We start from the raw sequence: 26135 nt of genomic DNA on the forward strand, positions 1-26135 counted from the left end.
CTACGCGGTCGCGGGCTCGCCAAGGTCGTCGGCCGCGGCAAAGCGGTTACGCCCGCCGCGCTTGGCGTGGTAGAGCGCGGCATCTGCTCGTTCGAACAACTCGTCGACGCCGAACGGCGCTTCGGGTTCGCTGGTGGCCAGGCCGATGGTCAGCGTCGGTGCGCGAAGGCCGGAGGATTCCATCCCCGGCGCGAGATCGGTCATCCGCGCCATCAGTTGCCGGATGCGCGCGCGCGCCTGCTCGGCGCCGGTTTCGGGCAGCACCAGCGCGAACTCGTCGCCGCCCAGTCGCGCGGCCACTTCGCGCGGCCGCATGAGCGAAGACTCCAGCAGCTGCGCCACGCGCACCAGCAGCCGGTCGCCGCGCGCATGGCCGGCGGTGTCGTTGAAGAGCTTGAAGTGGTCGATGTCGATCAGCGCCAGCGTGAGCGGTTCGCCGTCGCGCGCGGACGCGGCCAGTTCGCGCGCCAGGGCCGCGGTGAAATCGCGCCGGTTGGACAGTCCCGTAAGCGTGTCCAGGTGCGCCTGGCGGCGCCAGTGACGCAGGTGCGCCGACACGGTCACCGCAGCCGACAGCGCGAGCACGCATACCAGCGCGGCCGGGCCGAACCACACGTGGCCGAATCGCAGCAACGCGACGCTCGCGGCGATGACGAGGACCGCAGGCATGACCAGGCACAGCAGCGCACGCTGCATGCTTCGGCCCACGCCCAGCCACGCCAGCGACGCGGCCACGGCGAAGGCGGCGACCGCCTGCCACACCGCCGGCGCATCGCGCATGGCCTGGCCGGTGCGCAGCGTGTCTGCGGCGTTGGCGAGGAACTCCGCGCCGCTCATGGCGCCGTTGCCCGCCGTCGGCGTGAACATGGTGGGCGCCAGACCGGGCGCGGTGGTACCGACGATGACGAGCCGGTCGCGTAGCAGTGCGTCGGGCACGTGGCCTTCCAGCACGTCGGCATACGACACCTGCGGATAGGTGCCGTCCGGTCCGGTGAAGCGCAGGCGCACGCGATCGCCGCGAACCCATTCGAAGGGAGCCTGCGACGGCGTTGTCGATGCTGGAGGCGCGGTAACGCCCGGCGTGCGCGGAATTGCCAGCAGGGCTTCGGCGAGCGAAGGCCAGTGCGCATCGCCCAGGCCTGCACGCAGGATCAGCTCGCGCGTGCGACCGTCGTGGTCCGGCGCCAGGTCGGTATGCCCAAAGGCAGCCGCGGCGCTCGCCAGTACGGGGATTGGCAGCAGTTCTTCCTGCGGTCCGTTCAACTCGGAGGCGGAAGGCACCACCGGCAGAACCACGCGCGCGGAGCGGCGCATCGCCTCGGCCAGCGCCAGGTCGTTCGCCGCGCCGTTGCGATCGGGTTCGGACAGCACCAGGTCCATGGCGATGGCGCGCGCGCCGGCGTGCTGCAAACGGTCGATAAGGCGCGCATGCACCGCGCGTGGCCAAGGCCACTGACCGAGTTCGGCGATGCTGCGCTCGTCGATGGCGACGATGAGCGTCTGTCCGTCCGGCTGCGCGGTCCAGTCGGCCATGTGCGCGTCATAGATCGCGGTATCCAGGTTCCGCAGGGCGCCCGTGTACGCCAGCACGGCGGCCAGCACGCCGGCGAGCAGTGCCAGCAACGTACGACGCGAAACGCTCAGCGGAAGCCGGGTCATAACGCGAGCAGCAGCAGCGCGGCACCCGCCGCGCCGCCGATGTAGCAGGCGCGACAGGGCAGGCGGATCTCCTGCACGCCACCGATCTGCACTTCGTTGCCCGCCTGGTCGGAGGCGTGCACGCGCACGTACCAGCGGCCGCCGCCGGGGCGCTCGGTGCGCAGCTCCGGCGCGGTCACGACTTCGTTGAGGCGGATGTCGGCGAAGTCGGCGCGGCGCGAGAGTTCGACCCGGTAGCGCGGCGCATCGCGGAACGCGCGCCAGCGGATCACCAGCTGTCCGCTGTCGGTGGCCGGCGGGGAAAGGCCGGGATCGGCTGGCGGTTCCGCCACCTCGAACGGCAGCGCTTCGCCGAACAGGCCGACGTTGCCGGTGCTGTCTTCCGCCGCCACGCGCCAGTAGTACTGGCCGGGCGGCAGCGCATCGCGGGCGCGGGTGCGCAGTTCGTCGGTGCGCAGGTCCGCCACGCGGTCCTGCATCTCCGGATCGCGCGCGATCTGCAGGTGCGTGCGCACGGCGCCTTCGCTGCGCGACCACTCGAACTGCGGGCGTGGCTGGAACAGCACTTCGCCATCGACCGGGCGCAGCGTGAGCGGCGGCGCCGGGCCTGCCGGCACTTCGATGCCGCGCACCGCATCGCGACCCGCGACCCCGTCGGCATCGACCGCGCGCACGCGCAGCAGGTAGCGTCCGGGCGGCAGCGAGTCTATCTGGCCGCGCGGTGCGTCGAAGCGCGCCTCCGCGCGCTGCACTTCCGGTGCGTCGGCGTCCACCACGTCGACCTGATAACCCGCCGCGCCGTCGACCGGCGCCCACGCGAGCGGAAGCGGCAGTGCATCGAGCTTCGACACGTCGGCCGACAATTCCGGCGCCGGCAGCAACGCGCGCGAGCGCACGCGACCGTCGTTGCGGCTGCCGAAGCCGGCTTTCAGGTCGGCATCGCCCTGCGCGCCGTCCACGCCAACGCGGCCTTCCAGCACCTCGGTCGTCTCGCGCCCATCGAGCATCGCGACGCGGAAGCGCGTGCCGCGCACGCTGGACGTCGCCGACGGCGTGCCCACGTCGTAATGCGACGCCGGCCCCTGCTGCGGCTGCACGCGATGCGTCGCGCGGCCCTGCTGCAGGCGCATGCGCGTATCGACCATGCCGGTGTTTCCGTAACGAGTGAGCCGGTCGAAGCGGATGCGGCTGCCGGGCGAGAGCATCACGCGCGAGCCGTCGGCAAACTCCACCGTTGCGCTCGCATCGGCCGCGGTCTCGACCCAGCCGCCCATGCCGATGCGCGCACCTTCCGCGGCGGTGCGTCCGGCGCCACCGTCGGCTTCGCTCATGCGCACGGTTCCGCGCACGAACACCAGGCGCGCGTGTTCCGGTTGCGTGCGCAGCCAAGCCACCGGCATGCGGATGCGGGTGCCGGGCGGCAGGGCATACGGATCGGCGACGTTGTTGTGCGACTGCAGGCGTCGCCAGTCGATGTCGCTGCGCAGGTAGCGCGCGGCCAGATCCCACAGGTTGTCGCCCGGGCGCACGCGATACGTCCAGTCGGTGGCCAGCGACGCGCCGCTCACGGCGAGCAGCGCGACGGCCAGCGCGATGCGCACGACACGCATTGCGCGGGCCGTTGGAACCGGTCCGTGACGCATCTGAGACTCTCTCTTGCTTGCGGATGGCGCGGAATTATGCATGAGCCGCCGATCCGTGCTCCCGTGCCGGATCGGGCGACAAGGCCGGTGCAGGCGCGTTTTCTGCAGCCAACGGAAGCAGCAGCGAGAACGTGGAGCCGTCCGCATCGCTGGCAGCCAGCACCAGGTCGCCGCCATGCCGGCGTGCGATTTCGCGCGCCAGGTGCAGGCCCAGCCCGGCGCCCGGCCGGCCGCTGCCGTCGGACCCGCGCACGTAGCGCTGGAAGATCCGCTCGCGTTCGGCTTCCGGCACGCCGCTGCCATGGTCGATGACGTCGATACGCACGTGCGCGCCCGCCACGCGCGCGTGCAGGCGTACGCGCGCGTCGAGCGGCGAGTACTTGAGCGCGTTGTCGATCAGGTTCGACAGCGCGATGGTCAGCAGCGGCAGGTCGCCGCGCACGCCGGGCAGGTCGGCGGGTTCGTCGACGTCCAGGCGCGCGTCCATAGCCGCGTGCAGCTCCGTGGCCGCGGAAATCAGCGTGCGGGGCGCGAAGGGCGTGGCCGCGCGTGCGACTTCGGGCCGGCGCATGCGGTCGTCGGCGAGGTAGGTCTCGATCATCGCGGTCATGCGCTGCGTGGCGCGATCCAGGCGCGCCAGCCGCTGCTGCAGGTCGGGATCGCCCAGCGACGCGTGCGAGCGCAGGCGCTGCGCCACCGCCTTGATGATCGACAGCGGCGTGCGGAATTCGTGCGAGACCATCGCCACGAAGTCGCGCTGCGTGGCGAGCGTGGCCCGTTCGGACCGCAGCGCCGTGTCGAGCTCGGCCTGCGCGGCGCGACGCTCGGCGATCTCGGTCTCCAGGCGGCGGTTGGTCGAGGCGAGTTCGGCGGTGCGCTCGGCCACCTTGCGGTCCAGGCGCATTTCGGCACGCACCGACATCTCCAGCGCGCGGCGTTCGGAGTCGCGCAGGCGCGACATCAACGCCACGCTCAGCACGACCATGTGCACCAGTCCGACCACGTCCAGGCTGTGCGTCGTCCAGCCGTTGGCGACCAGCAGGCCCAGGTTGCGGGCCATCGCCACCGACGAGCCCGCAACCTGCAGCGCGAAGGCCGCGACGATCCAGCGCAGTTCCGGTCGCGCGCGCCATTGCAGCATCAGCAGGCAGACGAACACCGGCTGCCAGAGGATTCGCAGCGTCAGCATCGCTTCCAGCACCGCGTCGTCGCGGAAGAACAGCAGCAGCAGCGCGCCGGCGGCCAGCACGCTGGCCACCACGCACGCGAGGGCATGCGTGAGCGGGAAGCGGCGGCGGATCTCCAGCAGTTCCACGCCGAACCACAGCGTGTAGCCCATCGCCAGCAGCGACACCGCGCGGGTCAGGTAGGCCGCACCCGCGGGTGCGTCGGCCATGGGCCATTGCGCGCCGAAGCCTTCGAGCAGCCACAGCAGCGCCAGGAACAGCGACAGGTACACCGCGCAGTGCAGGTACAGCGCGCGGCGCAGGTCGATCCAGAAGTACAGGTTCAGCAGCACCAGCAGGCCCAGCACGCCGAAGTAGGCACCCCAGGTGGCGTAATCGCGCGCGGCCATCGCGGCGAAGGCGTCGGGTCGCCACAGGCGCGGCGTGGCCAGCGTGCTCGTTTCGCTGGCCATGCGCAGGTACAGCACGCGTGGAGCTGCGCCGTCCGGAAGATCGAGGACGAAGACGGGCTTGCGGAACGGCACCGCCCGGGCCGCGAACGCGACGCGCGCGCCCAGTTCGCTGCGCACATGACGGCCGCTGCGGTCGGGCGCGTACACCCGCACCGAGTCCATCTGCGGCGGGCCCGCGACCATCCACCACGTGCCAGCGGCCAGGTCCTTCGGCAGGTCGATGCGGATCCACACCGCGCCGTGCCGATAGGCCGCGCGCTGCAGCGGACCACCGCGTGCGAACGCGGACGCAGGCAGTGCGCGCACGTGTTCGAAGGAGAACGCACCGTCCGTGTCGGCCAGCCAGCGTGCGTGCGTTGCCAGGTCGATGCCGTCGTCGCGCTGCGCATCGCCCGCGTGTGCCTGCGCGCACGCGCAGGCGGCCCACGCCAGCAGCGCGAACAGAAGCGTCAGCAGACGCAGGGTCAGGTGTTTCGCGTTCGCGTTGCCGCGCATGGTTGATCGCTCGATGCGTCGCTCGGGCACAACCCTTGCAACGCCCCCTTCATCAAGCTGAAGCTTCAGTCGACATCACACTGTTCCGCATATCCGGCAAGCGTGCTCTACCGGATGCGGCATATCATCCTGCCATGCCGAACCGTTCCCTTGCGCCAGATGTTGCAGGTCCCCGCGGTGCCGAGCACCTGAAGGTCGCGCTCGTCGAAGACGATCCGGACCTGCTGGAGGAACTCGCCGCAAGCCTGGGCGAGGCCGGTTTCGACGTGATCGCCTGTCCCAGCGCGGAGGCGTTCTGGCGCGCGCACGCGCACACGACGTTCGATCTGGTCGCACTGGACCTGGGCCTGCCGCGCGAGGACGGAATGTCGGTGCTGCGCCGCCTGCGCGCCACCACGTCCATCGGCCTGGTGGTGCTGACCGCGCGTGCGCTGCCTTCCGACCACGCACTGAGCCTGTCGGAGGGCGCGGATGCCTTCCTGTCCAAGCCGGTGGATCTCAACGTGCTCGCCGCGACTTTGCGGAGTGTGGCGCGTCGCGTCCGTCCGTCGGCACCGATGGCGACGTGGCGGGTCAGTGCGGATGGGTGGTCGCTGCATGCACCCGACGGTGTCGTCGTGGAGCTCAGTCCGCAGGAGCGCCTGCTGATGACGTGCCTGATGAAGACACCCGGCAGCGCGGTTCCGCGCGAGATATTGCTCGAATGCTTCGAGCAGGCGGGCGAGGAAGCCGATCCGCAGCGGCTGGACATGATGGTGCATCGCCTGCGCAAGAAGGTCGCCGCCGCAGGCCATCGCTTGCCGTTGCGCACGCTCTATCGCAGCGGGTACCTCTTCCAACCCTGAGCACTTGCAGACGCGCCACGGCGCACAGTGACGGTGAGTGACACCCGTCACGAAACAATCTGCAAGATTTGAAAAGCATTCGTCATTGAGTGTGCCCAACGTCACAGATAGAGTGCCGCCCGCTGTAGTGGCCGGAGAATCGGCCGTGCCCTGCGTGATCGCCTCGCGGCATCGCGACTGAGGCACACCCCTTGCAGGGAGCGGACGCCCAGGCGGCCCGCATCGCACCAGACGGGGCTGCACGACGCGCCGGCAAGACGCCGGCGTGGTGACGAAAATCAGGGGGACATCATGGCTTCGGTCCGTTCGGCCCGCCGCTTCGCGCGCGGGGAGAGGTTGTGCACGCTCGAAAAACGCGACGCGGCGAATGCATCCGCCGATGCATCGCCCAATCGCATGCGTCGCACGCACGCCACCGCGCTCGCCGCACTGCTGGCGCTGTGGTCGCCGTTCGCCGCGGCCGTCGACCTTCAGCTGACCGACCTGTCCGATTCGGGCTCCGACCCGACGCCGGCAGGCGGAATCGTCACCTACAGCATTTCGCTGCAGAACAACGCCGGCGATACGGCCACCGACGTGCGCAGCGTGTTCGACCTGCCTGCAGGCAGCGTCGCGGTGAACCTGCCGGCGTTCTGCTCGGTGGATGCGGGCGACGCGACGCGCGTGGTGTGCAGCCATGGCGACGTCGTCGGCACGCTCGCCAACGGCGATCCGGTCGAGTTCCAGCTGCAGGTGAGCACGCAGGGCATGGCCGTGGCACCGATCGCCATCAATGGCGCGGTCGGCAGCGGAGCCGCGCCCGCCGCATCGGTGAAGGTGCCGTCCATCGGCGCGCCGTTCATCAGCGACACCAACACGACGAACAACAAGGAATCGCAGACCACCACGCTGACGACGGCCGGCGATCTGCAGCTGACCAAGACCGCGAACGCCGATCCGGTCGTCGCCGGTTCGCTGGTCACGTACACCATCGCCGTACGCAACAACGGCCCCAGCGCCAGTTCCGGCTTCAGCGTCGCCGACACGCTGCCGTCGGGCGTGACCTTCGTCGGTCCGGCAAGCGGTGCGGGCTGGACGTTCAACGGTGCCAACGGCACGTACGCCGGTTCGCTCGCCAATGGCGCGACGGCCACCTACAGCTTCACCGCACGCGTGACTGCCGCCAGCGGCACGATCGTCAACAGTGCGGCCGTCAACGCGGGCTCGGTGACCGATCCCATCGTCGGCAACAACACCGACGACGTGGGCGTGTCGGTCGTGCCCGGCGCCGACATGGAGATCAGCAAGACCGCATCGCCGATGCCGGCGGTCTCCGGCCAGCCGATCACCTTCACGCTGACCACGCTCAACCGCGGTCCGAGTCCGGCCGCCAATGTCAGCTTCACCGACACCATGCCGGCCGGTTTCCTGATCACCGGCGGCAGCCAGCCCGCGGGCTGGACGTGCTCCACGTCGGCCGACCAGACCTCGCGCACCTGCAGCCGCACGACCAACTACGCGGTCAATGCCACCGACACGTTCACCATCGAGGCGATGGTGCCGTCGAGCGGGCAGGGCAGCAGCGGCAACCAGACCAACACCGCGACCGTGAGCAGCAGCACCGCCGATCCGGTGCCGGCCAACAACACCGGCAGCGTCAGCTTCACCGTGCTCGCCGACGGCGCCGACCTCGAACTGGCCAGCAAGACCAAGTCGCCTGGCATCGTCGCGGCGTGGGGCGGCAGTGGCAGCGACGCCGACAGCCGCATGACCTCGACCATCCGCGTGCGCAACCGCGGCCCGCGTCCGGTGACCGGGCAGCTGGAAGTGGCCGACACGCTGGCGCCGGGCGAGGAATATCTGTCCTCCGGCGGCCCGTGGTCGTGCGTGGCGCAATCACCCTACGCGCCGCCGCCGGCCCAGCAGGTCGTGGTGTGTTCGCTCGATGCCGGATCGCTGCCGCTGGCCGTGGCCGATGGCGCCGGCAATCCGCTCACGCCGGCGCTCTCGCTGGTCACCCGTGCGCGCGTGTCGGGCACCCTCACCAACAACGCCTGCACCGGCGGCAGTGGCGGCTCGGCCGAACCGCTGACCAGCAACGGCATCAACGTCGACGGCAACACCAGCAACGACTGCACCGGCGCGGGCGTGCGCACCACGGACGAGCGCGCCGACCTGCGCATCGCCAAGACGACCAACGCCGACGGCGATGCCGACAACACGCTGCCCATCGGCTACACCGGCGTGGACTACACGCTGACCGTGTTCAACGACGGTCCCAACGCGACTGCCGGCATCGTGGTCAACGACCAGATCCCGGGCTATATCAACGGCCGCACCACCGCCACCGTCGACCGCCCGGCCGGCTGGAGCTGCAACGTCGCCACCAACGGCAGCGTGGACTGCCGCTCCAACAACACCGTGCTGAACTCCGGTGCGTCGGCGGTGCTGACGGTGCGCGTCACCGGCGTACTGCGCGACAGCGCGACGCAGCCGTCGACCGCCTGCGCCGGCACCACCCTCAGCGGCATCCATTGCGGCACCGCAGGCGTGGGCGTCGATGCGTCCATTGCCGGCGCGGTGGGCGAGATCAACACCGCCAACAACTTCGACTCCGACTGGGTGCGCGTGCCGCGCGTGGCCAACGTGCGCACGCGCGCCAAGGCGATCACCAGCGGCGCGGTCGGCCGCGAAGGCGTCAACAGCGTCTATCGCGTCGACTACGACAACCAGGGTCCGTCCACCGCGATGGGCGTGGTGTTCCGCGACGTCTTCACGCTGCCCGCCAGCGACGCAGGCTTCGTGCTGATCAGCGCCAGCCGCACCACCGGCGGCAGCGGCAGCACCGCGTGCGTCGCCACTGCGAGTCCGGAAGTTACGGTCGCGGCGGCCGCGGGCGGCAATTCGTACTCGACCTCGGGCGCATCGGGCACGGTCGCGGTGACCTGTCCGTCGCTGAACCTGGCCAACGGCGCGGCCGAAAGCCTCAACCTCACCATCCGCCCGAACAACCAGCCCGGCGGCAGCAGCGGACGCCAGTTCGACAACACCGCCGGCTTCTCCTTCACCGCGGCGTCCAGCGGCACCGACGGCAACGGCGAATTCAACTACAACATGGTCGCCACGGCGGCGGACGACGAGAAGAGCGCGTCGCTGACGTTCCAGGCCAATGCGGTCGACCTGATCACCAACAAGATCGATACCGGCTTCAGCGGCGGCGTCGACCCGCTCGGCTACGACCCGACGAATCCGCCGGCCAACGTCGTCACCTATCGGGTGACGGTGGGCAACCAGGGCCCCTCGGTGGCCAACAACGTGCGCATCCGCGACACGATGACGCCGCAGGCCGGGCGCACCGTGACGTTCCTGGGCACCGCGCTGACCGCAGGCGGCGCGCTCGAAGGCTCCAGCCGCTGCAGCGTGGTCTCGGGAAGCAATCCAACCACCGGCGCGCCGCTGGAACTGGACTGCCTGATGCCCGGCATCGGCTTCGGCACCAACGTCAACGGCGTGGTCGGCGTCGGCCAGACCAGCACGGTGTACCTGCGCTACCGCTACGACACGCCGCCGGGTGCTACGGGCGACACCATCTCCAACGTCGCCGTCGCCAGCTCCGACGAAGCCGACACGCAGCCCGGCAACAACAGCGAAAGCGAGAACACCACCATCCGTTCGCGCGCCGACATGGCCGTGAGCAAGACGATGGTGCTCAGCGCCGATGCCGATCCGGCCGTCGCATTGCCGGCGCCGGTCACGCAGGTGTCGATCCTGCAGCCGTTCTTCTACGTCATCGAGGCGGTCAACAACGGCCCGGGCTCGAGCCTGTCGCTCGACCGCAGCGGCACCAACCCGCTCAACGGCACCGGCACCGTCGTCACCGACACGCTGCCCAACGGCGTGGTGGTGACCGGACCGATCACCTGGGAGAAGCGCGGCGTCAACGCCGGCGGCCAGGAACCCAACGGCAACGGCCAATGCACGCGTGCCGGCAACGTCGTCACCTGCAACCTGGGCGACGTCACCTTCGACCCGGGCGAACGCGGCCGCGTGCGCATCCTCGTGCCCGCGCGCTGGGACAACGTGCCCGCCGGCGGCACCAGCAACAACAGCGCGTCGGTGCAGAGCCAGCAGGTCGATCCGGTGACGGGCAACAACAACGTCACCGTGCCGCTGGGCGTGACGAGCTCGTCGCTGGCCGGCACCGTGTTCGAGGACCGCGACCGCACCGGCGCCAACGGCGGCACGCCGCAGGCCGCCGCGGCCGAGCCGCGCGTGGCCAACGTCACCATCACGCTGACCGGCACCGACGCCTACGGCAATCCGGTCAACCGCACCACGACGACCGACGCGAACGGCGACTACAGCTTTGCCAACCTCGCGCCGTCGGATGCGACCGGCTACACGATCACCCAGACGCAGCCGACCAGTTACTACAACGGCCCGGTCGATCCGCCGGTGGCCGGTGGCAGCGAACCGTCGCTGGGCGGCGCGTACCAGGCAGGCGCCACGTCGACGGGCAACTCGTCGTACACCGGCGTGCAGGTCGGCGCCGACGTCGACGGCGTGCGCTACCACTTCCCCGAAGTGCGTTCGCCCAGCCTGTCGGGCTTCGTCTACGTCGACAACAACTTCAACAACGTCCGCAATCCGGGCACCGACAGCGCCATCGCCAACGCGACGGTCGAACTGCTCGATGCGGCGACCGGCGCGCTGGTCGCCACCGCGACCACCGACGCCAACGGCTTCTACCAGTTCACCAACCTGGACCCGCGCATCACCTACACGCTGCGCGAACCGCTGCCGGCGGGGCAGTTCGTCAACCGTCCCAGCGCGATCAACCCCGGCCTGATCGGCACCGCGGCGTGCGCCACCGGCTGCACTGCCGGTACCGGCGTGGCCGCGCCGGGCGGTCCGGATGCGGCCACCACCGACCGCATCTCGCAGATCGACCTGTCCACCGGCACCAACGGCACCGAGTTCAACTTCGGCGAAGCACCCAACGGCAGTTCGCTGTCCGGACGCGTGTGGCTGGACGCGGACAACGACGACCTGCTCGATCCGACCGAGACCGGCATCGCAGGCGTCACCGTGCGCCTCACCGGCACCGACCAGAACGGCGACGCGGTCGACCGTCAGGTGCAGACCGGTCCGGACGGCACCTATGCCTTCACCGGCCTGCTGCCGGGCAGCTACATCGTGACCGAGCCGACGCAGCCGGCGAACACGCTCAACGGCGTGACGCTGGCCGGTTCCACCGGCGGCGTGCCGACCGACGAGGCCACCGTGCCGTCTGCGATCTCGGGCATCGCGCTGGGCGTGAACCAGGCGTCCACCGACAACAACTTCGGCGAGATCCCGGGCGCGACCATCAACGGCCGCGTCTGGTACGACAACGACGACGACGGCGTCATCGCGGGTACCGAGACCGGCATCGCCGGCGTGACCATCGAGCTGACCGGTACCGACGACCGTGGCCAGCCGGTGAGCCTGACCACCGTCACCGATGCGACCGGCCACTACAGCTTCCCGAGCCTGCGCCCGGGTACCTACACGCTGACCGAGCCGACGCAGCCGGCCGACACGCACCAGGGCAAGACCGTCGCGGGCACCATCAACGGCGTGCCCACCGGCACGGCGACGCCGCAGACCGAAGCCGTCTCGCGTATCGCCAACATCACGCTGGGCCCGGGCCAGACCTCGCAGGACAACAACTTCGGCGAGATCGCCGACTCGCCGGACCTGGTGGTCAGCAAGTCGTCGAACCCGGCGCGCTTCACCGTCAACAACGAAGGCGGCTACACCGTCACCGTACGCAACATCGGCCCGAGTCCGACGGCCGGCGTGTATACCGTGCGCGACCGGTTGCCGGCCGGCGTGGTGCTGGTCGACGTCCCGAACGGCAACGGCTGGACCTGCACCGGCGCCGCTGGCGCGGACCGCTTCAGCTGCGACAGCAGCGCGGTGATCGCCGAAGGCGCGACCTCCGCCGACACCATCGCGGTCCGCGTGCGCGTCACCGATGCGGTGGCCAACGGCACCACGATCCACAACGCCGTGCTCGTCGCCGGCGGTGGCGAGGACGACACGCACGCGCCGACGCCCGCCGAGCTGGGCGCCTTCGACGGCGACGTCACCGGCCTTCCGGTGTGCGATCCGGCGATCACGCAGAACGCCTGCCGCCTGCCGACGCCGGTGCAGGCCGCCGCGTCGCTGTCGGGCACGGTGTGGTTCGACATCGGCAGCGACGACGTGCTGCTCGATGGCGGAGACCGCCGTCTGCAGGGCTGGGTGGTCGAAGTGGTCGATCCGGCCACGGGTCGCGTCGTCGCCACCACGACGACCGCCGCCGACGGCAGCTACCGCGTGCCGGACCTGGTTCCGGGCGTGCAGTGGAACGTGCGCTTCCGCGATCCGGATTCCGGTGCGCTGTGGGGCTTCCCCGTGAGCGGCGAAACCGCGTCGGGCCCGGCTGCCGCCTGCGACACCGCTGGTGCGCTCGCCAACCATCACGCGTCCTCGTGCCGCAACACCGGCAATGGCGTCAGCCAGCTCGAGGTCGTGCTGGTCTCCGGCGAGAACCTGCCGCAGCAGAGCCTGCCGATCGATCCCAGCGGCGTCGTCTACGACGCGGTCACGCGCGACCCGGTGCCGGGTTCGGTGGTGACGTTGGAACCGGCCGGCGTGTGCCCGGGCTACGACCCGAACACGTCGCTGTTCAACGTCGCGGGCGGTGGCTATCGCGTCGATGGCAACCGCGTGTCGATGACGGTCGGCAACGACGGCTTCTACCAGTTCCTGTTCGGCCCGGCCGCACCGGCCAGCTGCGAGTTCCGCCTCACGGTCACGCCGCCGGCGGGCTACACGTTCCAGTCGCAGATGATCGTGCCGCAGAACGGCACGCTCACGCCGCCGGGCGCGGCCGGCACCACCTACGCCGTGCAGCCGCAGTCCACTCCGCCGTCCGGCGCGGTGGGCGAAGCCACGCGCTACTTCCTCACGGTGGTGAGCGGTTCCGGCACGGCCGGCATCATCCACAACCACATCCCGCTGGATCCCGCCGTCGCGCCGGGCCTGGTGATCAGCAAGACCGGCGACCGCCAGACGGTCGAGGTCGGCGACACGCTGCTCTACACCATCACCATCCGCCAGACCGCGGGCAACGCGCTGGCGTCGGTGAACGTGCTCGACCGCCTGCCGCCGGGCTTCACCTACATCGACGGCACCGCGCGTGCCAACGCAGCGGCGATCGCCGATCCGCTCGGCAAGCCGGGCCCAGTGCTGTCGTTCCAGACCGGTTCGATCCGCATCGGCGAGCAGATCGTGCTGACCTACCGCGTCCGCGTGGGCGTCGGCAGCCAGCAGGGCGACGGCATCAACCGCGCGCAGGCCTTCGGCTGCACCATCGCCGGCGGCTGCATCGAGCCGGCCAGCCTCCAGCCGCGCGCCGGCGCCATCGCCTCCAACCGTGCCGAGTACCGCGTGCGCGTCACCGGCGGCGTGTTCACCGAGGAAGGCTGCGTCCTCGGCAAGGTCTTCGTCGACTGCAACAACAACCACGTGCAGGACCGCGAGGAACTGGGCGTGCCGGGCGTGCGCATGTACTTCGAGGACGGCACCTGGATGGTGAGCGACTCGGAGGGCAAGTACAGCTACTGCGGCCTGCCGCCGAAGAGCCACACGCTGAAGGTCGATGCGTCCACGCTGCCCGTCGGCTCGCGCCTGACCACCAGCAGCAACCGCAACCTGGGCGACGCGGACAGCCTCTTCATCGACCTCAAGAACGGCGAGCTGCATCGCGCCGACTTCATCGAGGGCAGCTGCTCCAACCCGGTGCTGGAACAGGTCAAGGCACGCCGCACGCAGGGCGAGGTGCGCGCGCCGGAAACCGAAGCCGGACAGAAGCCGTTGCGCTTCGACAGCAAGTCGCCGCGCTGGCCGCGCCAGGGCACCGACTCGTCCAACCAGCAGCCGCGCATCGTCGAACCCAGGCCGACTTCGGCAGGAGAACCGCAACCCGGCCCTGACGCAGGCAACACGGAGGTGCAGCCATGAGCCGCGCACGCAAGAACGTGCCCGCGACGGGCAAGCGGACCCCCGCGCTGCGCATGACCACGCTGGCCTGCGCATTGCTGACGCTGCCTGCGTTCGCGCAGACGGTGGGACAGCCGGGCCGCTTCACGCCGGTGCTGGGCGAGGCCGAACCGCTGTACCCGCGTACGCCGCAGGCGCTGGACGCCGGCCCGCGCGTCACGCCGGTCGCATCGGGTGACGTGGATTACGCGGTGAATGCGCAGGCCGCGCTGGTCGAGGTCGAACTCGACCGTGACGGCGTGCCCGCCGACGGCCAGTCGCCCGTGCACGTAACCGTGCGCGTGCGCGGTGCCGACGGTGAGACGCTGCGTGGCGAAAGCTTCGCCACGATCGAGCATTCGGGCGGTCGCGTGAAGCTGCCGGGTGCGCGTACCGACGAACTCGGTCCCGCGCACCTGGACGCCGACCGCGCCACGCCGGGCGTGCAACTGCGTGTGGTCGACGGCATGGCCGAGTTCGACCTGCTCGCGCCGCACGATCCGCAGGACGTGCTGCTGCGCATTACCGCGGGCGACGAGACCGCCGAGGGCGTGGTGAGCTTCCTGCCGGAAATGCGCGAGATGATCGCCACCGGCCTGATCGAAGGCATCATCAACTTCCGGCGCGACCGCAACAGCGTCATCGATCCGGTGCGCAGCGACGACGGCTTCGAACGCGACATCCGCCGCTGGGAGAAGCAGTTCAACAACGGCAAGGCCAACGCCGCCGCGCGCACCGCGTTCTTCGTCAAGGGCCGCATCAAGGGCGAGTACCTGCTGACCGCCGCGTACGACTCCGACAAGGAAGTGCGCGGCCGCCTGCTGCGCGACATCCAGCCGGAGGAGTTCTACCCGGTGTACGGCGACTCGTCGCTGCGCGGCTTCGACGCGCGTTCGGCGGAGCGCCTGTACGTGCGCATCGACAACAAGCGCAGCTACCTGCTGTACGGCGACTTCCAGACCGGCGACAGCCTTGCCGCGTCCAGTGGCGCCATCGGCCGCGGCCAGGCCATCCCGCAGCGCAGCCTGGGCGTGTACAACCGCACCGCGACCGGCCTAGGCTGGCATTACGAGAACGATCGCGTCCGCACCAACCTGTTCGCGATCGAGGACTCGTTGCGCCAGGTCATCGAGGAGTTCCCCAGCCAGGGCAGCGGCCCGTACGGGTTGAAGAACAACGCCGTGCTGGAAGGCAGCGAGCGCGTCGAAGTGATCGTGCGCGACCGCAACCAGCCCTCGCGCATCGTCTCGGTGCGTCCGCTGGGCCGGCTGGTGGACTACAGCTTCGAGCCGTTCTCCGGCCGCATCCTGCTCAACCAGTTCCTGCCTGCCTTCGACAGCGAGCTCAACCCGGTCTCGCTGCGCGTGACCTACGAGCTGGACCAGGGCACGGAGAAGTTCTGGGTCGTGGGCGCCGACGGTCAGTTCCGCATCAACGAGCGCTTCGAGATCGGCGGCAGTTACGTCGACGACCGTAACCCGTTCGCGTCGTTCGAGATGGGCAGCGCCAACGTCGGCGTCCGTCTGGGCAAGAACACCTACCTGGCGCTGGAAGCCGCGCGCACGCGCAGCGAGGTCAACACCAACCCGATCAACCAGTACGGCACGCCCGCCCTGCAGGATCTGAGCGGTGAAGTGGAAGGCGACGCGTACCGGGTGGAGTTCGCGCACGCGGGCGAGCGGTTCGACGCGCGCATCTTCGGCGCGCAGACCGATCCGGCGTTCAACAATGCCGCCTCACCGCTTTACGGCGGCCGCGGCGAGTACAACGCCGAAGCCAACTGGCGTGTGGGCGACCGCACCGAGCTGTATGTCGAAGCGCTGCGCAGCGAGGACCGTAATCCCGACGGCGGCGAGCGCGACGCGGCGGGCGCGGGCGTGCGCTACAAGGCGACCGACCGTCTGACGCTGGACGGCGGCTATCGCGCCATCCGCGAAACCGTCGGCGCGTATTCGACGTGGTCCAGCCTCGCGCCGTTCGGCGACACCGGCGGACTGAGCGGCGGCTACGCCACCGGCGCGGCCGGCGGTGCGCTCGGCTATGGCCAGCAGCCGCTGGATCCGCTCAGCGGCCTGCCGATCATCCGCAGCAACGGCACCGTGCCGACCAGCGACCTGCCGATCGGCACCGAGCTGTCGTCCGACACCGTGCGCCTGGGCCTGGGCTACAAGCTCACCGACCGGGTCGTCATCGGCGGCGAGGCCGAGCAGGACGTGCGCGGCGAGGACCGCAACCGCTTCGCGCTCGGCGCCGACTACCAGTTCCGCGAACGCACCCGCCTGTACGGCCGCTACGAGAAGCAGACCGGCCTGACCAGCGAGTACGGCATCACGCAGGCGCACGGCGAAAGCGATGCGCTGGTGCTCGGCGTGGACAGCAGCTACCTGCGCGACACGCAGGCGTTCACCGAGTACCGCATGCGCGACGCCGCCGCCGGCCGCGACCTGCAGGCCGCGTCGGGCATCCGCAACCAGTGGGACATCCGCGAAGGCCTGCGCCTGAGCAGCTCCGCCGAACACGTGAAGGTGTACGACGGACAGAGCGGCGATGCGACGGGTCTGGCGTTCGCACTGGATTACAGCGCCAACCCGCTGTGGCGTGGCGCGGTACGCGTGGAGCACCGCATCTCCGGCGACGTGCGCGAGACCGAGACCGACGAGCGCTTCGACACCACGCTGCTGCAGGTGATGGCCGCACGCAAGCTCAACCGCGACTGGACGCTGCTGGCGCGCAACTACCTGCTGCGCACCGACTACACGGCGCGTGGCGACGTGCTGCAGGACCGCTTCCAGATCGGCGTGGCCTACCGCGACACCGACACCAACCGCGTCAACGCACTGGCCCGCTACGAGTACAAGCTGGAGAAGGACGAGAGCGGCATGGTCGCCGCCAGCCCGACCGCCGGCGACGGCGGACAGGACGTGCGCGTACGCGCGCACATCGTGTCCACGCACGCCGACTGGCATCCGTCGCGTCCGTGGTGGTTCACCGGCCGCGTCGCCGCCAAGTGGCAGGAGGACCAGTTCGTCTACGCCGACGGCAACAGCGTCGAAAGCCGCTTCCGCGGCGTGCTGGTGTCCGGCCGCGCGGTGTACGACATCACCGAGAAGTGGGACGTCGGCGTGCTCGGCGCGTCCTTCCGCGGCCAGGACGGCGCCAACCAGTACGCGGCCGGCTTCGAGGTCGGGCGCCTGCTGCGCCAGAACCTGTGGCTGTCGGCCGGCTACAACTGGACCGGCTTCCGCGGCGACGACGACCTGAGCGGCTACGAGTACACCCAGGAAGGCCTCTTCCTGCGCCTGCGGTTCAAGTTCGACGAGGACCTGTTCCGCCGCGAAGACCGCCGCTACCGCGAACCCAAGTACTGAGGGCATGGCCATGAACAAGCACATCACCGCAATCACCGTGGCCACGCTGGCGCTGTCGCTGGGCGTTGCCATCGCGCACGCCGCGCCCGCGACGCTCACGCCGCAGGCGCAGCGCATCACCGACGAGTCGATCTACCGCGACAACCACACCTATCAGGCCACGCAGGACCGCATCCAGGCGCTCAACGACCGCGGCCGCCCGGTGCGCGACTACTTCCTGTCCAAGGCGCAGTGCTGGCTGGACGTGTCGTTCCACGAGTACACGCGCAACGACCGCAGCGACTTCCCGCAGGCCGCGCTGGGGGAGTCGGAAAAGCTCATCGTCGCGATGGAGAACGATGTCTCGCCGATCTCCACCGAAACGCCGCTGGTCAATGGCGCCGCGCGCCTGCGCGAGGACCTGTGGAAACGCCTGGGCGCGATCCACGGCACACCGGGTTTCGTCTGCGCACAGCAGGCGGTGGCCTGCGGTGAGGTCGAACTGGTGCACGCGGGCAACGAGTTCAACCAGCAGCAGTGGCGCCACGCCAAGCCGTACATCCAGATCGCCGAGGACATGGTGGCCGATGCCGAGGCGATGGCACGCACGTGCGGCACGCCGACCGGTGTGGCGCCCGGACCGGTGACGCTGGTGGGTAACGTGCTGTTCGAGTTCGACCGCCGTGGTCGCGCCGACATCCGCGCGCACTCGCTGGCGACCGTCGACCGCGCGCTGCAGCGCGTGCGCGAAGAAGGCCTCACCATCACCGCGATCCAGCTGGTGGGCCACGCCGACCGCATGCAGGGACGCGGCTACGACTACAACCAGGCGCTGTCGCGCGACCGCGCGGAAACGGTAAAGGCCTATCTGGTGGAGCAGGGCATCGACGCGTCGCTGGTCGGTTACGAATACCGCGGCGACACCGAACAGGTGCAGTCGTGCGACGGCATCCGCGACCGCGCCGCGCTGCACGAATGCCTGCTGCCGAACCGCCGCGTGGAAGTGCGGATCGCCGCCACGCGGTGAGTCACGCGACGGTCCGGCGATGACACCGGGCGGGTTGCCGGGTACGGCCCGGCGCCCGCACGTTCAAGCCCCTCTCCCACCGGCAACCGCACGAGTGCGGGCCCGAGCGGGTTGGAGTGGGGCAACGAGGTGGCCGAGCTGCGCATCGCTCGCCAGCGCCTGACCGGGATGCCTTGAACGGCAACTGCTGCCTGCAGCTGCATCCGGATCGCCCGGCGAGCGAACCGATGGCGCCCTGTCGCCGCGCCAGGACTACGACGTGATCGCGCAGGCGGCTCGGGCTTCGGTTGGTGAAGCCGTGCGGTCGATCCACGGCTGGATGGCGGCAAGCAGCGCATCACGCTGCACACGGTGGTTTTCATCGCGCTCGGAGGGCGCCGCGTCGATGCCGTCGCTGACGCCGTTCGCCAGGCGGGCGAGTAGCGGATGACGTCCGATCGTGCAGACGCGTTCGTGCCGGACGCCCACGCGCGCGGCGCGTTCGAGCAGCCACGGCGACATGCCCTGCCGGCGCCAGTGTTCGAGCATTTCGTCGCGCGGCGGAATGCGCGATGCCCCGCGCTCGCTGGCCAGTTCGACGCTGCCCAGCAGGCAGCCTTCGGCCAGGGCCCGGGCCACCACCTGCGCGGTATGCCGCGCCGATTCCGAGCCATACCGCGGGCCCAGCGCCGCCAGTGCATCGCCCAGGCCGATCATGCCGATGCGCAGGCCGTCGTCCTTCGCCACGAAGTCGCACGAGGCCACCGCATCGTCGAGCAGGCGCACGGCGAGCGCAGCAGCTTCCATGAATCGCGCGTACTCGAAGCGCGCCTCCTCGCCGATGGGCGTGGTGACGAAGGCGCCGACGTTGAGCACCGCCCCCGGCGCGCGCGGACGCACCGCAGCGTGGCTGGTTCCGGCATGACGCAGCAGGCGTTCGCCCGGCAGCAGGCGCCACTGGCTGAAAGCGTCGCAGAAACGGTTCGCCCACACCGATGCATGCGGACCCTCGGCGCGCGCGACGCAGCGGGCCACGCGCTGCCAGGTGTCGTTGATGGTGCGGTCCCGCAGCGTGTCCCCATCGCGCCAGCGGAACCAGGCGTCCCAGGTCTCGACGGCGATGGGATGGGTGAAGCGGGTCGGTGCCACGAACGGAGCGCCCATTGGAAACCGGGCCACTCTCCGGTCCGCGCCGCGGGGGCATGTTGACCCGGGTCAAGTGCGCCGCTCCCTTTCGCCTTCGCTTACCGGCCGTTACACACCGTTACAGTCGATACATCGCCCTGTTTCGAAGCCTGACTAGCCTTTGCGCATCGAACGGGGAAACACACGCATGTACATGGAATCGCTGGCCGTACAGACCGCACCGGTGCCGATGCCGGGCCTGTGCACGGGCACCGGCGCCGAGCGGGCGCTGGACATGGAAGCACTGATGCGCGGGCTGCCGATGCAGCGGCGCCGACTGAAGGCCCGGCAGTTCCTGTTCCTGCATGGTCAGCCGCGCCATTCGCTGTACCTGATCCATGCCGGCTGCTTCAAGACCAGCATCACCAGCAGCGACGGCCGCGAGAAGATCACCGGCTTCCGCATGCGCGGCGACCTGCTGGGCATCGAGGCGCTGGACATGCCCACCCACGCCTGCGACGCGCTGGCGCTGGACGCGGGTGAAGTGTGGGAAGTGCCGATGGAAGAACTGCGCGCACCGCACTTCCAGGAGCGGCTCACGCGATTGCTGGCCGCCGAGATCCGCCGCGACTGGGGCTGGATGCTGGCACTGGGCTCGCTCTCCGCCGAACAGCGCGTGGGTACCTTCCTGCTGGACTTCGCTGCGCGCCTGGGTTCGCTGGGCTTCGATGCCAGCCATCTGAAGCTGCACATGACCCGCGCGGAGCTGGGCAACTTCCTCTCGCTGCAACTGGAGACCATCGCCCGCGTGCTGTCGCGCATGCAGGCGCGGGGGCTGATCGAGGTGAACCGCAGCCGCATCGTCATCCGCGACGCGGTGGGACTGCGCTCACTGGTCGCCTGCTGAGCGCCCGCGCAGGTTGCGATGCAGTGCCGCGGCGAGGTCCTCGCGGCGATAGGGTTTGCGCAGCAGTTCATGGCGCCCGTCGTCCGGCGCGTCCTCGTAGCCGGAAGTCAGCAGCACCGGCAGCTCCGGCCGCAGTTCGCGCGCGGCATTGGCCAGCTCGCGGCCGTTCATGCCCGGCCCCAGCATCACGTCGCTGAAGAGCACGGCGATGGAGGCATCCTGGCGCAGCTGCTCCAGCGCTTGCGCCGCATTGCCGACCGCGACCACCTGATAGCCGAGTGAGCGCAGGAACATCGCCGCGATCGCGCGTACCTCGTCCTCGTCCTCCACCACCAGCACGCGTTCGCCGGCGCCGTTCATCGCGCCGTCCGCCCGGATGCCGCCCGCGCCCTGCGCGCTGCGCGCGGCCGGCAGCCACAGCTCCACGCGCGTGCCGTAGCCCAGCCGGCTGTCGATGTGGAAGTGACCGCCGCTCTGCTCGACGAAGCCGTACACCATGCTCAGCCCCAGGCCGCTGCCGCGTCCGGCGCCCTTGGTGGTGAAGAACGGTTCCACCGCGCGCGCCAGCGTTTCGGGCGTCATGCCCAGGCCGGTGTCGGTGACGGTGAACACGATGTAGCGATCGGGCTGGTCGCGCCGGTCGGGTTGTGGGTCGTAATGGCGCCGCTCGCTCACCGAGATGGTGATGTCGCCGCCGCGCGGCATCGCATCACGTGCGTTGAGCGACAGGTTCACCAGCGCCGCATCCAGCTGCGAGGCGTCGGCGTACACCGCGGCGATGTCCTCCGGGCACTGCACGTGCAGGTGCACCGACTCGCCCAGCGTGCGTCGCAGCATCAGTTCCAGGTCGCGCAGCAGCTGCGGCGGCGAGACCGCGCTGGGGCTGAGCTTCTGCCGGCGCGCGAAGGCCAGCAGCTTCGACGTCAGCTCGGCGCCGCGTCCGGCCGAGCGCAACGCGCTGGCGATGAGTTCGGCCGCCTCGGGGCGGTCGCCCACTTCCATCTCCAGCAGCTGCAGGCTGCCGGACATCACCGTGAGCAGGTTGTTGAAGTCGTGCGCGATGCCGCCGGTGAGCTGGCCGATCGCGTCCAGGCGCTGCGCGTGCGCAAGCTGTTCCTCGGTGCGGCGGCGCTGCAGCAGCGCGGCCAGCAGGTTGGCGCTGGACTGCAGCAGGTGCAGCGCGTCGTGATCGAAGCGGCGCGGCTCCCCCGCCCAGGCCATCAGCGCGCCGATCGGCCGGTCGCCGCCCGACAGCGGCACGATCGCGCTGCTGCCATGCCGGGCCGGGAAGACCAGACGATGGCGCTCGTCATGCGCGGCGTCCTCAACGACCGACGTCTGCCCGCGCGCGATGTCCGCAGCGGTGCGCTGCCGCGCCTCGTCGTCGAAGGCGGCGGTGTCGAAACCCTGCTGTGCGTGCACGTCCAGCGTGTCATCGCGCAGGAACACGATGACCGCCGCGTCGATGCCCAGCGCATCCACCAGCAGCGCCGGCAGGCCGGCGACGACCGTATCGGCGGCGGTGGACTCCAGCGCGAGCTGGCCGACGCGTGCGACGAGCGCGTCGTAACGCGCGCGCACCAGCGCCTGGCGCGCGCGCTGGGTTTCGGAAATGTCGCGCACCGAGGCCAGGTAGCGCAGGCCGGCCCCCGTTTCCAGAGGGCTCAGCGCAATCTCCACCGGAAACTGCTGTCCGTCGCGACGCTGCCCGACCAGCGCCATGCCGCTGCCGCCCATCGGGCGCACGCGCGAGGCGGCCATGTAGCCGTGGCGATGCGCGTGGTGGCGCTCGCGCGCGCCTTCCGGCATCAGCGATTCCACCGGCAGACCCGACAGCTCGCCGGGTGCATAGCCGAACAACTGCTCGGCCTGCCGGTTGGCCGCCGCGATGCGGCCGTGCTCGTCGACCACCACCAGTGCATCCGGCACGGCTTCGAGCCACTTGAGGTCCATGTTCATGCGCGACTCCCGCGCACCGTCGCGGCGAAGAAGTAGCCGGATCCGCGCACGGACTTGATCAGCTTGGGACTGGCGGGGTCGTCTTCCAGCTTGCGGCGTAACCTGCCGACCTGCACGTCGATGGAGCGGTCGTACGGACCGGCATCGCGGCCGTGCACGGCGTTCATCAGGCGGTCGCGGCTGAGCACCTGGTTGGGCCGCTCGACCATTGCCAGCAGCAGGTCGAATTCGCCCGCGGTCAGCGCCACGTCGCTGCCGTCGGCACGCGTCAGCCGGCGCGCCTGCGGATCCAGCCGCATCCCATCGAATTCGAAACCGATCGGTGCCGACGGGGCCGCGACGGGCGCCCGCTGCGCGCGGCGCAGCACCGAGCGGATGCGCGCCAGCAGCTCGCGCAGGTCGAAAGGCTTGGTGACGTAATCGTCAGCGCCCAGTTCCAGGCCGACCACGCGCTCCACCGATTCGCCGCGGCCGCTGATGATGATCACCGGGCCGTGCCAGTGGCCGCGCAACCAGCGCATCAGGCTCAGGCCGTCCTCGTCCGGCAGGCCCAGGTCCAGCAGCACCACGTCGACCGCCTGTCCCCGCATCGTGTCGCGCAGGCCCGCGCCACTGTCGGCCACGCTGACGCGCAGGCCCTGGCCGGACAGGTATCGCGACAGGAGCAGGCCGATTTCCGGGTCGTCATCGACCACCACGACATGCGGTGCGGCTGCACGGGACGGAGCGGCGCCCGGGGCTGGATCGATCATGGGCATCACGCGGGAGAGACAGACCGATTCTATGCATATCGCCAGGGCGAAAGCGTGCACATGCGGGTCGACTCGTGACGAACGTGGCGTTCGACCATGCGTTCAGGGGTGTCAGTCGCGCAACGCCTTGACCATGCACACCGCCGAAGCCGGGCAGATCGAGCGGAACTCCGCGCTGCCCTGGATCGCCGCTGGCGCGTCTGCGCGCGCGATGACGCGATATCCGCGCTGCGCGAAGAAGCGCTCGGCGGTCTGGGTCAACAGCACCAGCTGACGCAGGCCGCGGTCGCATGCATCGCGCTCCAGGGCCTCGACCAGTTCTCCGCCGAGGCCTTGCCCGCGTTGGGCGGGCGCGACCGCGAGCGAGCGCAACAGGCCGGCTTCGTCGAAGGTCTCCAGGCCCACGACGCCGACGATCGTGCCCGCGTCTTCGGCGACGAGGAAGCCGATGGACGAAATGCGCAGATCGTCGACGGGCAGTGCGCCGCCGGTGAGCAGGGCGGCGATGGCGTCGAGGTCGGATGGATCGGCGGTACGCAGCATGTGGCGTCCTACGGTGTCGGGGCGGGCGTGGGTGAGGTTTGCGCCGGTTCACGTGCCGGGTGCAGCCACGCGGCCGTGACCAGCGCCAGCAACGTGCCCGCGAGCTGGGACACCACGAAGCCGCCGACGTCTGCCGGGCGAATGCCAGCGAACGTCTGCGTCAGCGAGCGCGCCAGCGTCACCGCGGGATTGGCGAACGACGTGCTGGCCGTGAACCAGTACGCGGCGAAGATGTAGGCCGCGACCAGCGCCGGCACCATCGCCGGGCGATGCCGCACGCCCAGCAGCACCGTCAGCAGCAGGCCGTACGTCGCGACCGCTTCGCTGAGCCACTGCGCGCCGCCGGTGCGCGCATGCGTGCCGGGCTGCAGCAGCGGCAGGTCGAACATCGCGTGCGCAAGCAAGGTACCGGCGATGGCGCCGCACACCTGCATCGCGATGTACGCCAGCGCCGCATTGCCCGGCATCTGCCGCTTCAGGAGGAAGGCGAGCGTCACCGCCGGATTGAAGTGCGCGCCGGAGATCGGCCCGAACACGCTGATGAGCATGTACAGGCCGCCCGCGGTGGCCGCGGCGTTGGCAAGCAGCGCGACGCCGTCGTTCCCCTGCGACAGGCGGCTGGCCATGATGCCGGAGCCGACCACCACGGCCAGCAGCATCGCGGTGCCGACGAACTCGGCCAGCAGTCGCCGCGCCAGCGTCATGCAGTGCGCGCCAGATCGGCCAGCAGCGCCCGCACGCGCGCGGAGATCTCGTCGCGCACGGCGCGGTACTGCTCGTCATCCATGTGCTTCGGGTCGGGCAACGCCCAGTCCTCGCGCCGTCGCGCCGGCACCCACGGGCAGTCGTCGCCGCAACCCATGGTGATCACCGCATCGAATTCGCCTTCGATCTGGTCCAGCGATTTCGATGCGTGCGCGGTCAGGTCGTAGCCGACTTCCTCCATGAAGCGGACGGCCCTGGGATTGATCACGCCGGACGGGCGCGAGCCCGCACTCACGGCTTCGACGCCGTCGCCGCCGTGCAGGCGCGCGAACGCCTCGGCCATCTGGCTGCGGTTGGCGTTCTCGACGCAGACGAACAGAACGCGCGTGCGGGCAGGGGGCATCGGTCGGATCCGTCATGAGGTCAGCAGCAGCACGCCTGCGACGGGCGGCGTGCAGCGGGTTTCGCTGCCGGTGCAGCCTGCGTCGTACGCTGTGCCGCGGGCGCGCACGAGGCGCCTTCGCCCGCGCACGCAGTGTCCGCAGCGTAGTAGGTGGTAGCGTCGCCAAAGGTGTGGAACGTCTCCCAGCGCGTGCCCTGCTGATCCTCGGTCCAGAACTTGTCCGAGCGCGCATAGCAGCAGGTGGTGTCGTCCTCCGGGGTGACGGTGCCGCCGGCAGCTTCGAGCCGGCGACCCAGCTCCGCCAGCGCGCCGTCGCTGTCGGCCTGGATGCCGAGGTGATCGATGCCGGGCGCGCGACCGGCCGTGGAGATGGCGAAGTTCACGCGCGGGTCCTCCAGCATCCACTTCGCGTAATCGCCCTTGACCACGGTGGGTTCGCTGGCGAACAACTGCGAATAGAAGCGGATGCTGGCCGGCAGGTCGGCCACGTTGAGGTGCACGTGGAAGCGGTTCATCGCGAGGCTCCTTTCTTGCGGGGCTTGCAGGACGCGGCAGGCGCGCAGACGGACGCACCGCCGCAGCAGTTTTCGGTGAGGTAGCCGACCAGCGCGTCCATCTGCAGGTAGTTGGCGCGCACGCGGATCACCCGGCCCTCGCGCTCGTCGTGCACCAGCGCGGCCGCGCGCAGCACGTTGAGGTGTGCGGTCAGCGTGGCCGGCGGCAGGTCGAGCCGTTCGCGCAGTTCGCCGACGGCCATGCCGTCGTGGCCGGCCTGGACGAGCTCGCGGAATGCGGCGAGGCGGGATTCGTGGCTGAGCGCGGCCAGGGCGCGCAGGGCAGTGTCGGTTTCCATGATTCTATATTTCCAGAAATATGGAAATATGCAAGTTGCGATGGGGCAGTTGAGGACGCGGCGGCTGTCCATGCGCCCATCGCGACCATTTGCCGAATCGGGCCGTGTCCATGCGACGAGTGACGATACGTCGCACATATCCGCAGCGTCAACGTTGCGTAACGGGACTTTAAGAATCCGGCTCGAACATCGCGGGCTTTTCATG

General features: G+C 70.1%; 16 protein-coding genes. 5 read left to right on the forward strand and 11 right to left on the reverse strand.

The window, feature by feature from the left end:
* The 3 genes from VFE83_RS00295 to VFE83_RS00305 all read right to left on the reverse strand — a co-directional run bounded on the left by VFE83_RS00295 (position 1) and on the right by VFE83_RS00305 (position 5436).
* Complete coding sequence (locus tag VFE83_RS00295) at positions 1-1659, reverse strand: CHASE2 domain-containing protein (protein WP_324902864.1); 1659 nt, start codon at positions 1657-1659, stop codon at positions 1-3.
* Positions 1656-3269, reverse strand: a complete 1614-nt coding sequence (locus tag VFE83_RS00300; protein WP_324902865.1) for a FecR family protein — start codon at positions 3267-3269, stop codon at positions 1656-1658. Before VFE83_RS00300 ends, VFE83_RS00295 begins: the two co-directional genes overlap by 4 nt.
* A 67-nt stretch (positions 3270-3336) precedes the next feature.
* A complete protein-coding gene (locus VFE83_RS00305) occupies positions 3337-5436 on the reverse strand; it encodes a sensor histidine kinase (protein ID WP_324902866.1) in 2100 nt (699 codons plus the stop codon).
* 134 nt (positions 5437-5570) lie between these two features.
* Here VFE83_RS00305 and VFE83_RS00310 point away from each other — a divergent pair, with 134 nt between their 5' ends.
* The 4 genes from VFE83_RS00310 to VFE83_RS00325 all read left to right on the forward strand — a co-directional run bounded on the left by VFE83_RS00310 (position 5571) and on the right by VFE83_RS00325 (position 18704).
* Entirely contained in the window at positions 5571-6281 is a 711-nt protein-coding gene (locus VFE83_RS00310) for a response regulator transcription factor (RefSeq protein ID WP_324902867.1), read from the forward strand.
* A 396-nt stretch (positions 6282-6677) separates the two neighbouring features.
* Entirely contained in the window at positions 6678-14312 is a 7635-nt protein-coding gene (locus VFE83_RS00315; protein WP_324902868.1) for an SdrD B-like domain-containing protein, read from the forward strand.
* Positions 14309-17698 (forward strand): hypothetical protein, encoded by a 3390-nt coding sequence (locus tag VFE83_RS00320; RefSeq protein ID WP_324902869.1) that lies wholly within the window; start codon positions 14309-14311, stop codon positions 17696-17698. Before VFE83_RS00315 ends, VFE83_RS00320 begins: the two co-directional genes overlap by 4 nt.
* Before the next feature lie 10 nt (positions 17699-17708).
* Positions 17709-18704 (forward strand): OmpA family protein, encoded by a 996-nt coding sequence (locus VFE83_RS00325; protein ID WP_324902870.1) that lies wholly within the window; start codon positions 17709-17711, stop codon positions 18702-18704.
* Positions 18705-18956: 252 nt separating this feature from the next.
* Here VFE83_RS00325 and VFE83_RS00330 read toward each other — a convergent pair whose 3' ends face one another.
* Entirely contained in the window at positions 18957-19847 is an 891-nt protein-coding gene (locus VFE83_RS00330) for a ribonucleotide reductase N-terminal alpha domain-containing protein (RefSeq protein WP_324902871.1), read from the reverse strand.
* A 169-nt stretch (positions 19848-20016) separates the two neighbouring features.
* Between VFE83_RS00330 and VFE83_RS00335 the strand changes: the two genes are divergently transcribed.
* Positions 20017-20715 carry a Crp/Fnr family transcriptional regulator gene (locus VFE83_RS00335; RefSeq protein WP_324902872.1) on the forward strand — a complete coding sequence of 233 codons (699 nt, stop codon included), beginning with the start codon at positions 20017-20019 and terminating at the stop codon, positions 20713-20715.
* Here the strand turns inward: VFE83_RS00335 and VFE83_RS00340 are convergent.
* The 7 genes from VFE83_RS00340 to VFE83_RS00370 form a co-directional block, all read right to left on the reverse strand.
* The gene (locus tag VFE83_RS00340; RefSeq protein ID WP_324902874.1) at positions 20698-22674 is read right to left on the reverse strand and encodes a PAS domain S-box protein; all 1977 of its coding nucleotides are present in this window, start codon (positions 22672-22674) and stop codon (positions 20698-20700) included. The two genes, VFE83_RS00335 and VFE83_RS00340, sit on opposite strands and share 18 nt — an antisense overlap.
* The gene (locus VFE83_RS00345; RefSeq protein WP_324902875.1) at positions 22671-23426 is read right to left on the reverse strand and encodes a response regulator transcription factor; all 756 of its coding nucleotides are present in this window, start codon (positions 23424-23426) and stop codon (positions 22671-22673) included. Before VFE83_RS00345 ends, VFE83_RS00340 begins: the two co-directional genes overlap by 4 nt.
* Before the next feature lie 111 nt (positions 23427-23537).
* The gene (gene arsN2 / locus VFE83_RS00350; protein ID WP_324902876.1) at positions 23538-23969 is read right to left on the reverse strand and encodes an arsenic resistance N-acetyltransferase ArsN2; all 432 of its coding nucleotides are present in this window, start codon (positions 23967-23969) and stop codon (positions 23538-23540) included.
* 8 nt (positions 23970-23977) lie between these two features.
* The gene (locus tag VFE83_RS00355) at positions 23978-24673 is read right to left on the reverse strand and encodes an MIP/aquaporin family protein (RefSeq protein WP_324902877.1); all 696 of its coding nucleotides are present in this window, start codon (positions 24671-24673) and stop codon (positions 23978-23980) included.
* Positions 24670-25077 carry an arsenate reductase ArsC gene (locus VFE83_RS00360; RefSeq protein ID WP_324902878.1) on the reverse strand — a complete coding sequence of 136 codons (408 nt, stop codon included), beginning with the start codon at positions 25075-25077 and terminating at the stop codon, positions 24670-24672. The genes VFE83_RS00355 and VFE83_RS00360 overlap by 4 nt, the downstream gene beginning before the upstream one ends.
* A 20-nt stretch (positions 25078-25097) precedes the next feature.
* Entirely contained in the window at positions 25098-25592 is a 495-nt protein-coding gene (locus VFE83_RS00365) for an ArsI/CadI family heavy metal resistance metalloenzyme (RefSeq protein WP_324902879.1), read from the reverse strand.
* On the reverse strand, positions 25589-25930 hold the full coding sequence (locus VFE83_RS00370) for a metalloregulator ArsR/SmtB family transcription factor (RefSeq protein WP_324902880.1): 342 nt from the start codon (positions 25928-25930) through the stop codon (positions 25589-25591). Before VFE83_RS00370 ends, VFE83_RS00365 begins: the two co-directional genes overlap by 4 nt.
* Positions 25931-26135: the final 205 nt, after the last annotated feature.

This window comes from Lysobacter sp., assembly GCF_035655815.1.
GTDB lineage: Bacteria > Pseudomonadota > Gammaproteobacteria > Xanthomonadales > Xanthomonadaceae > Lysobacter_J.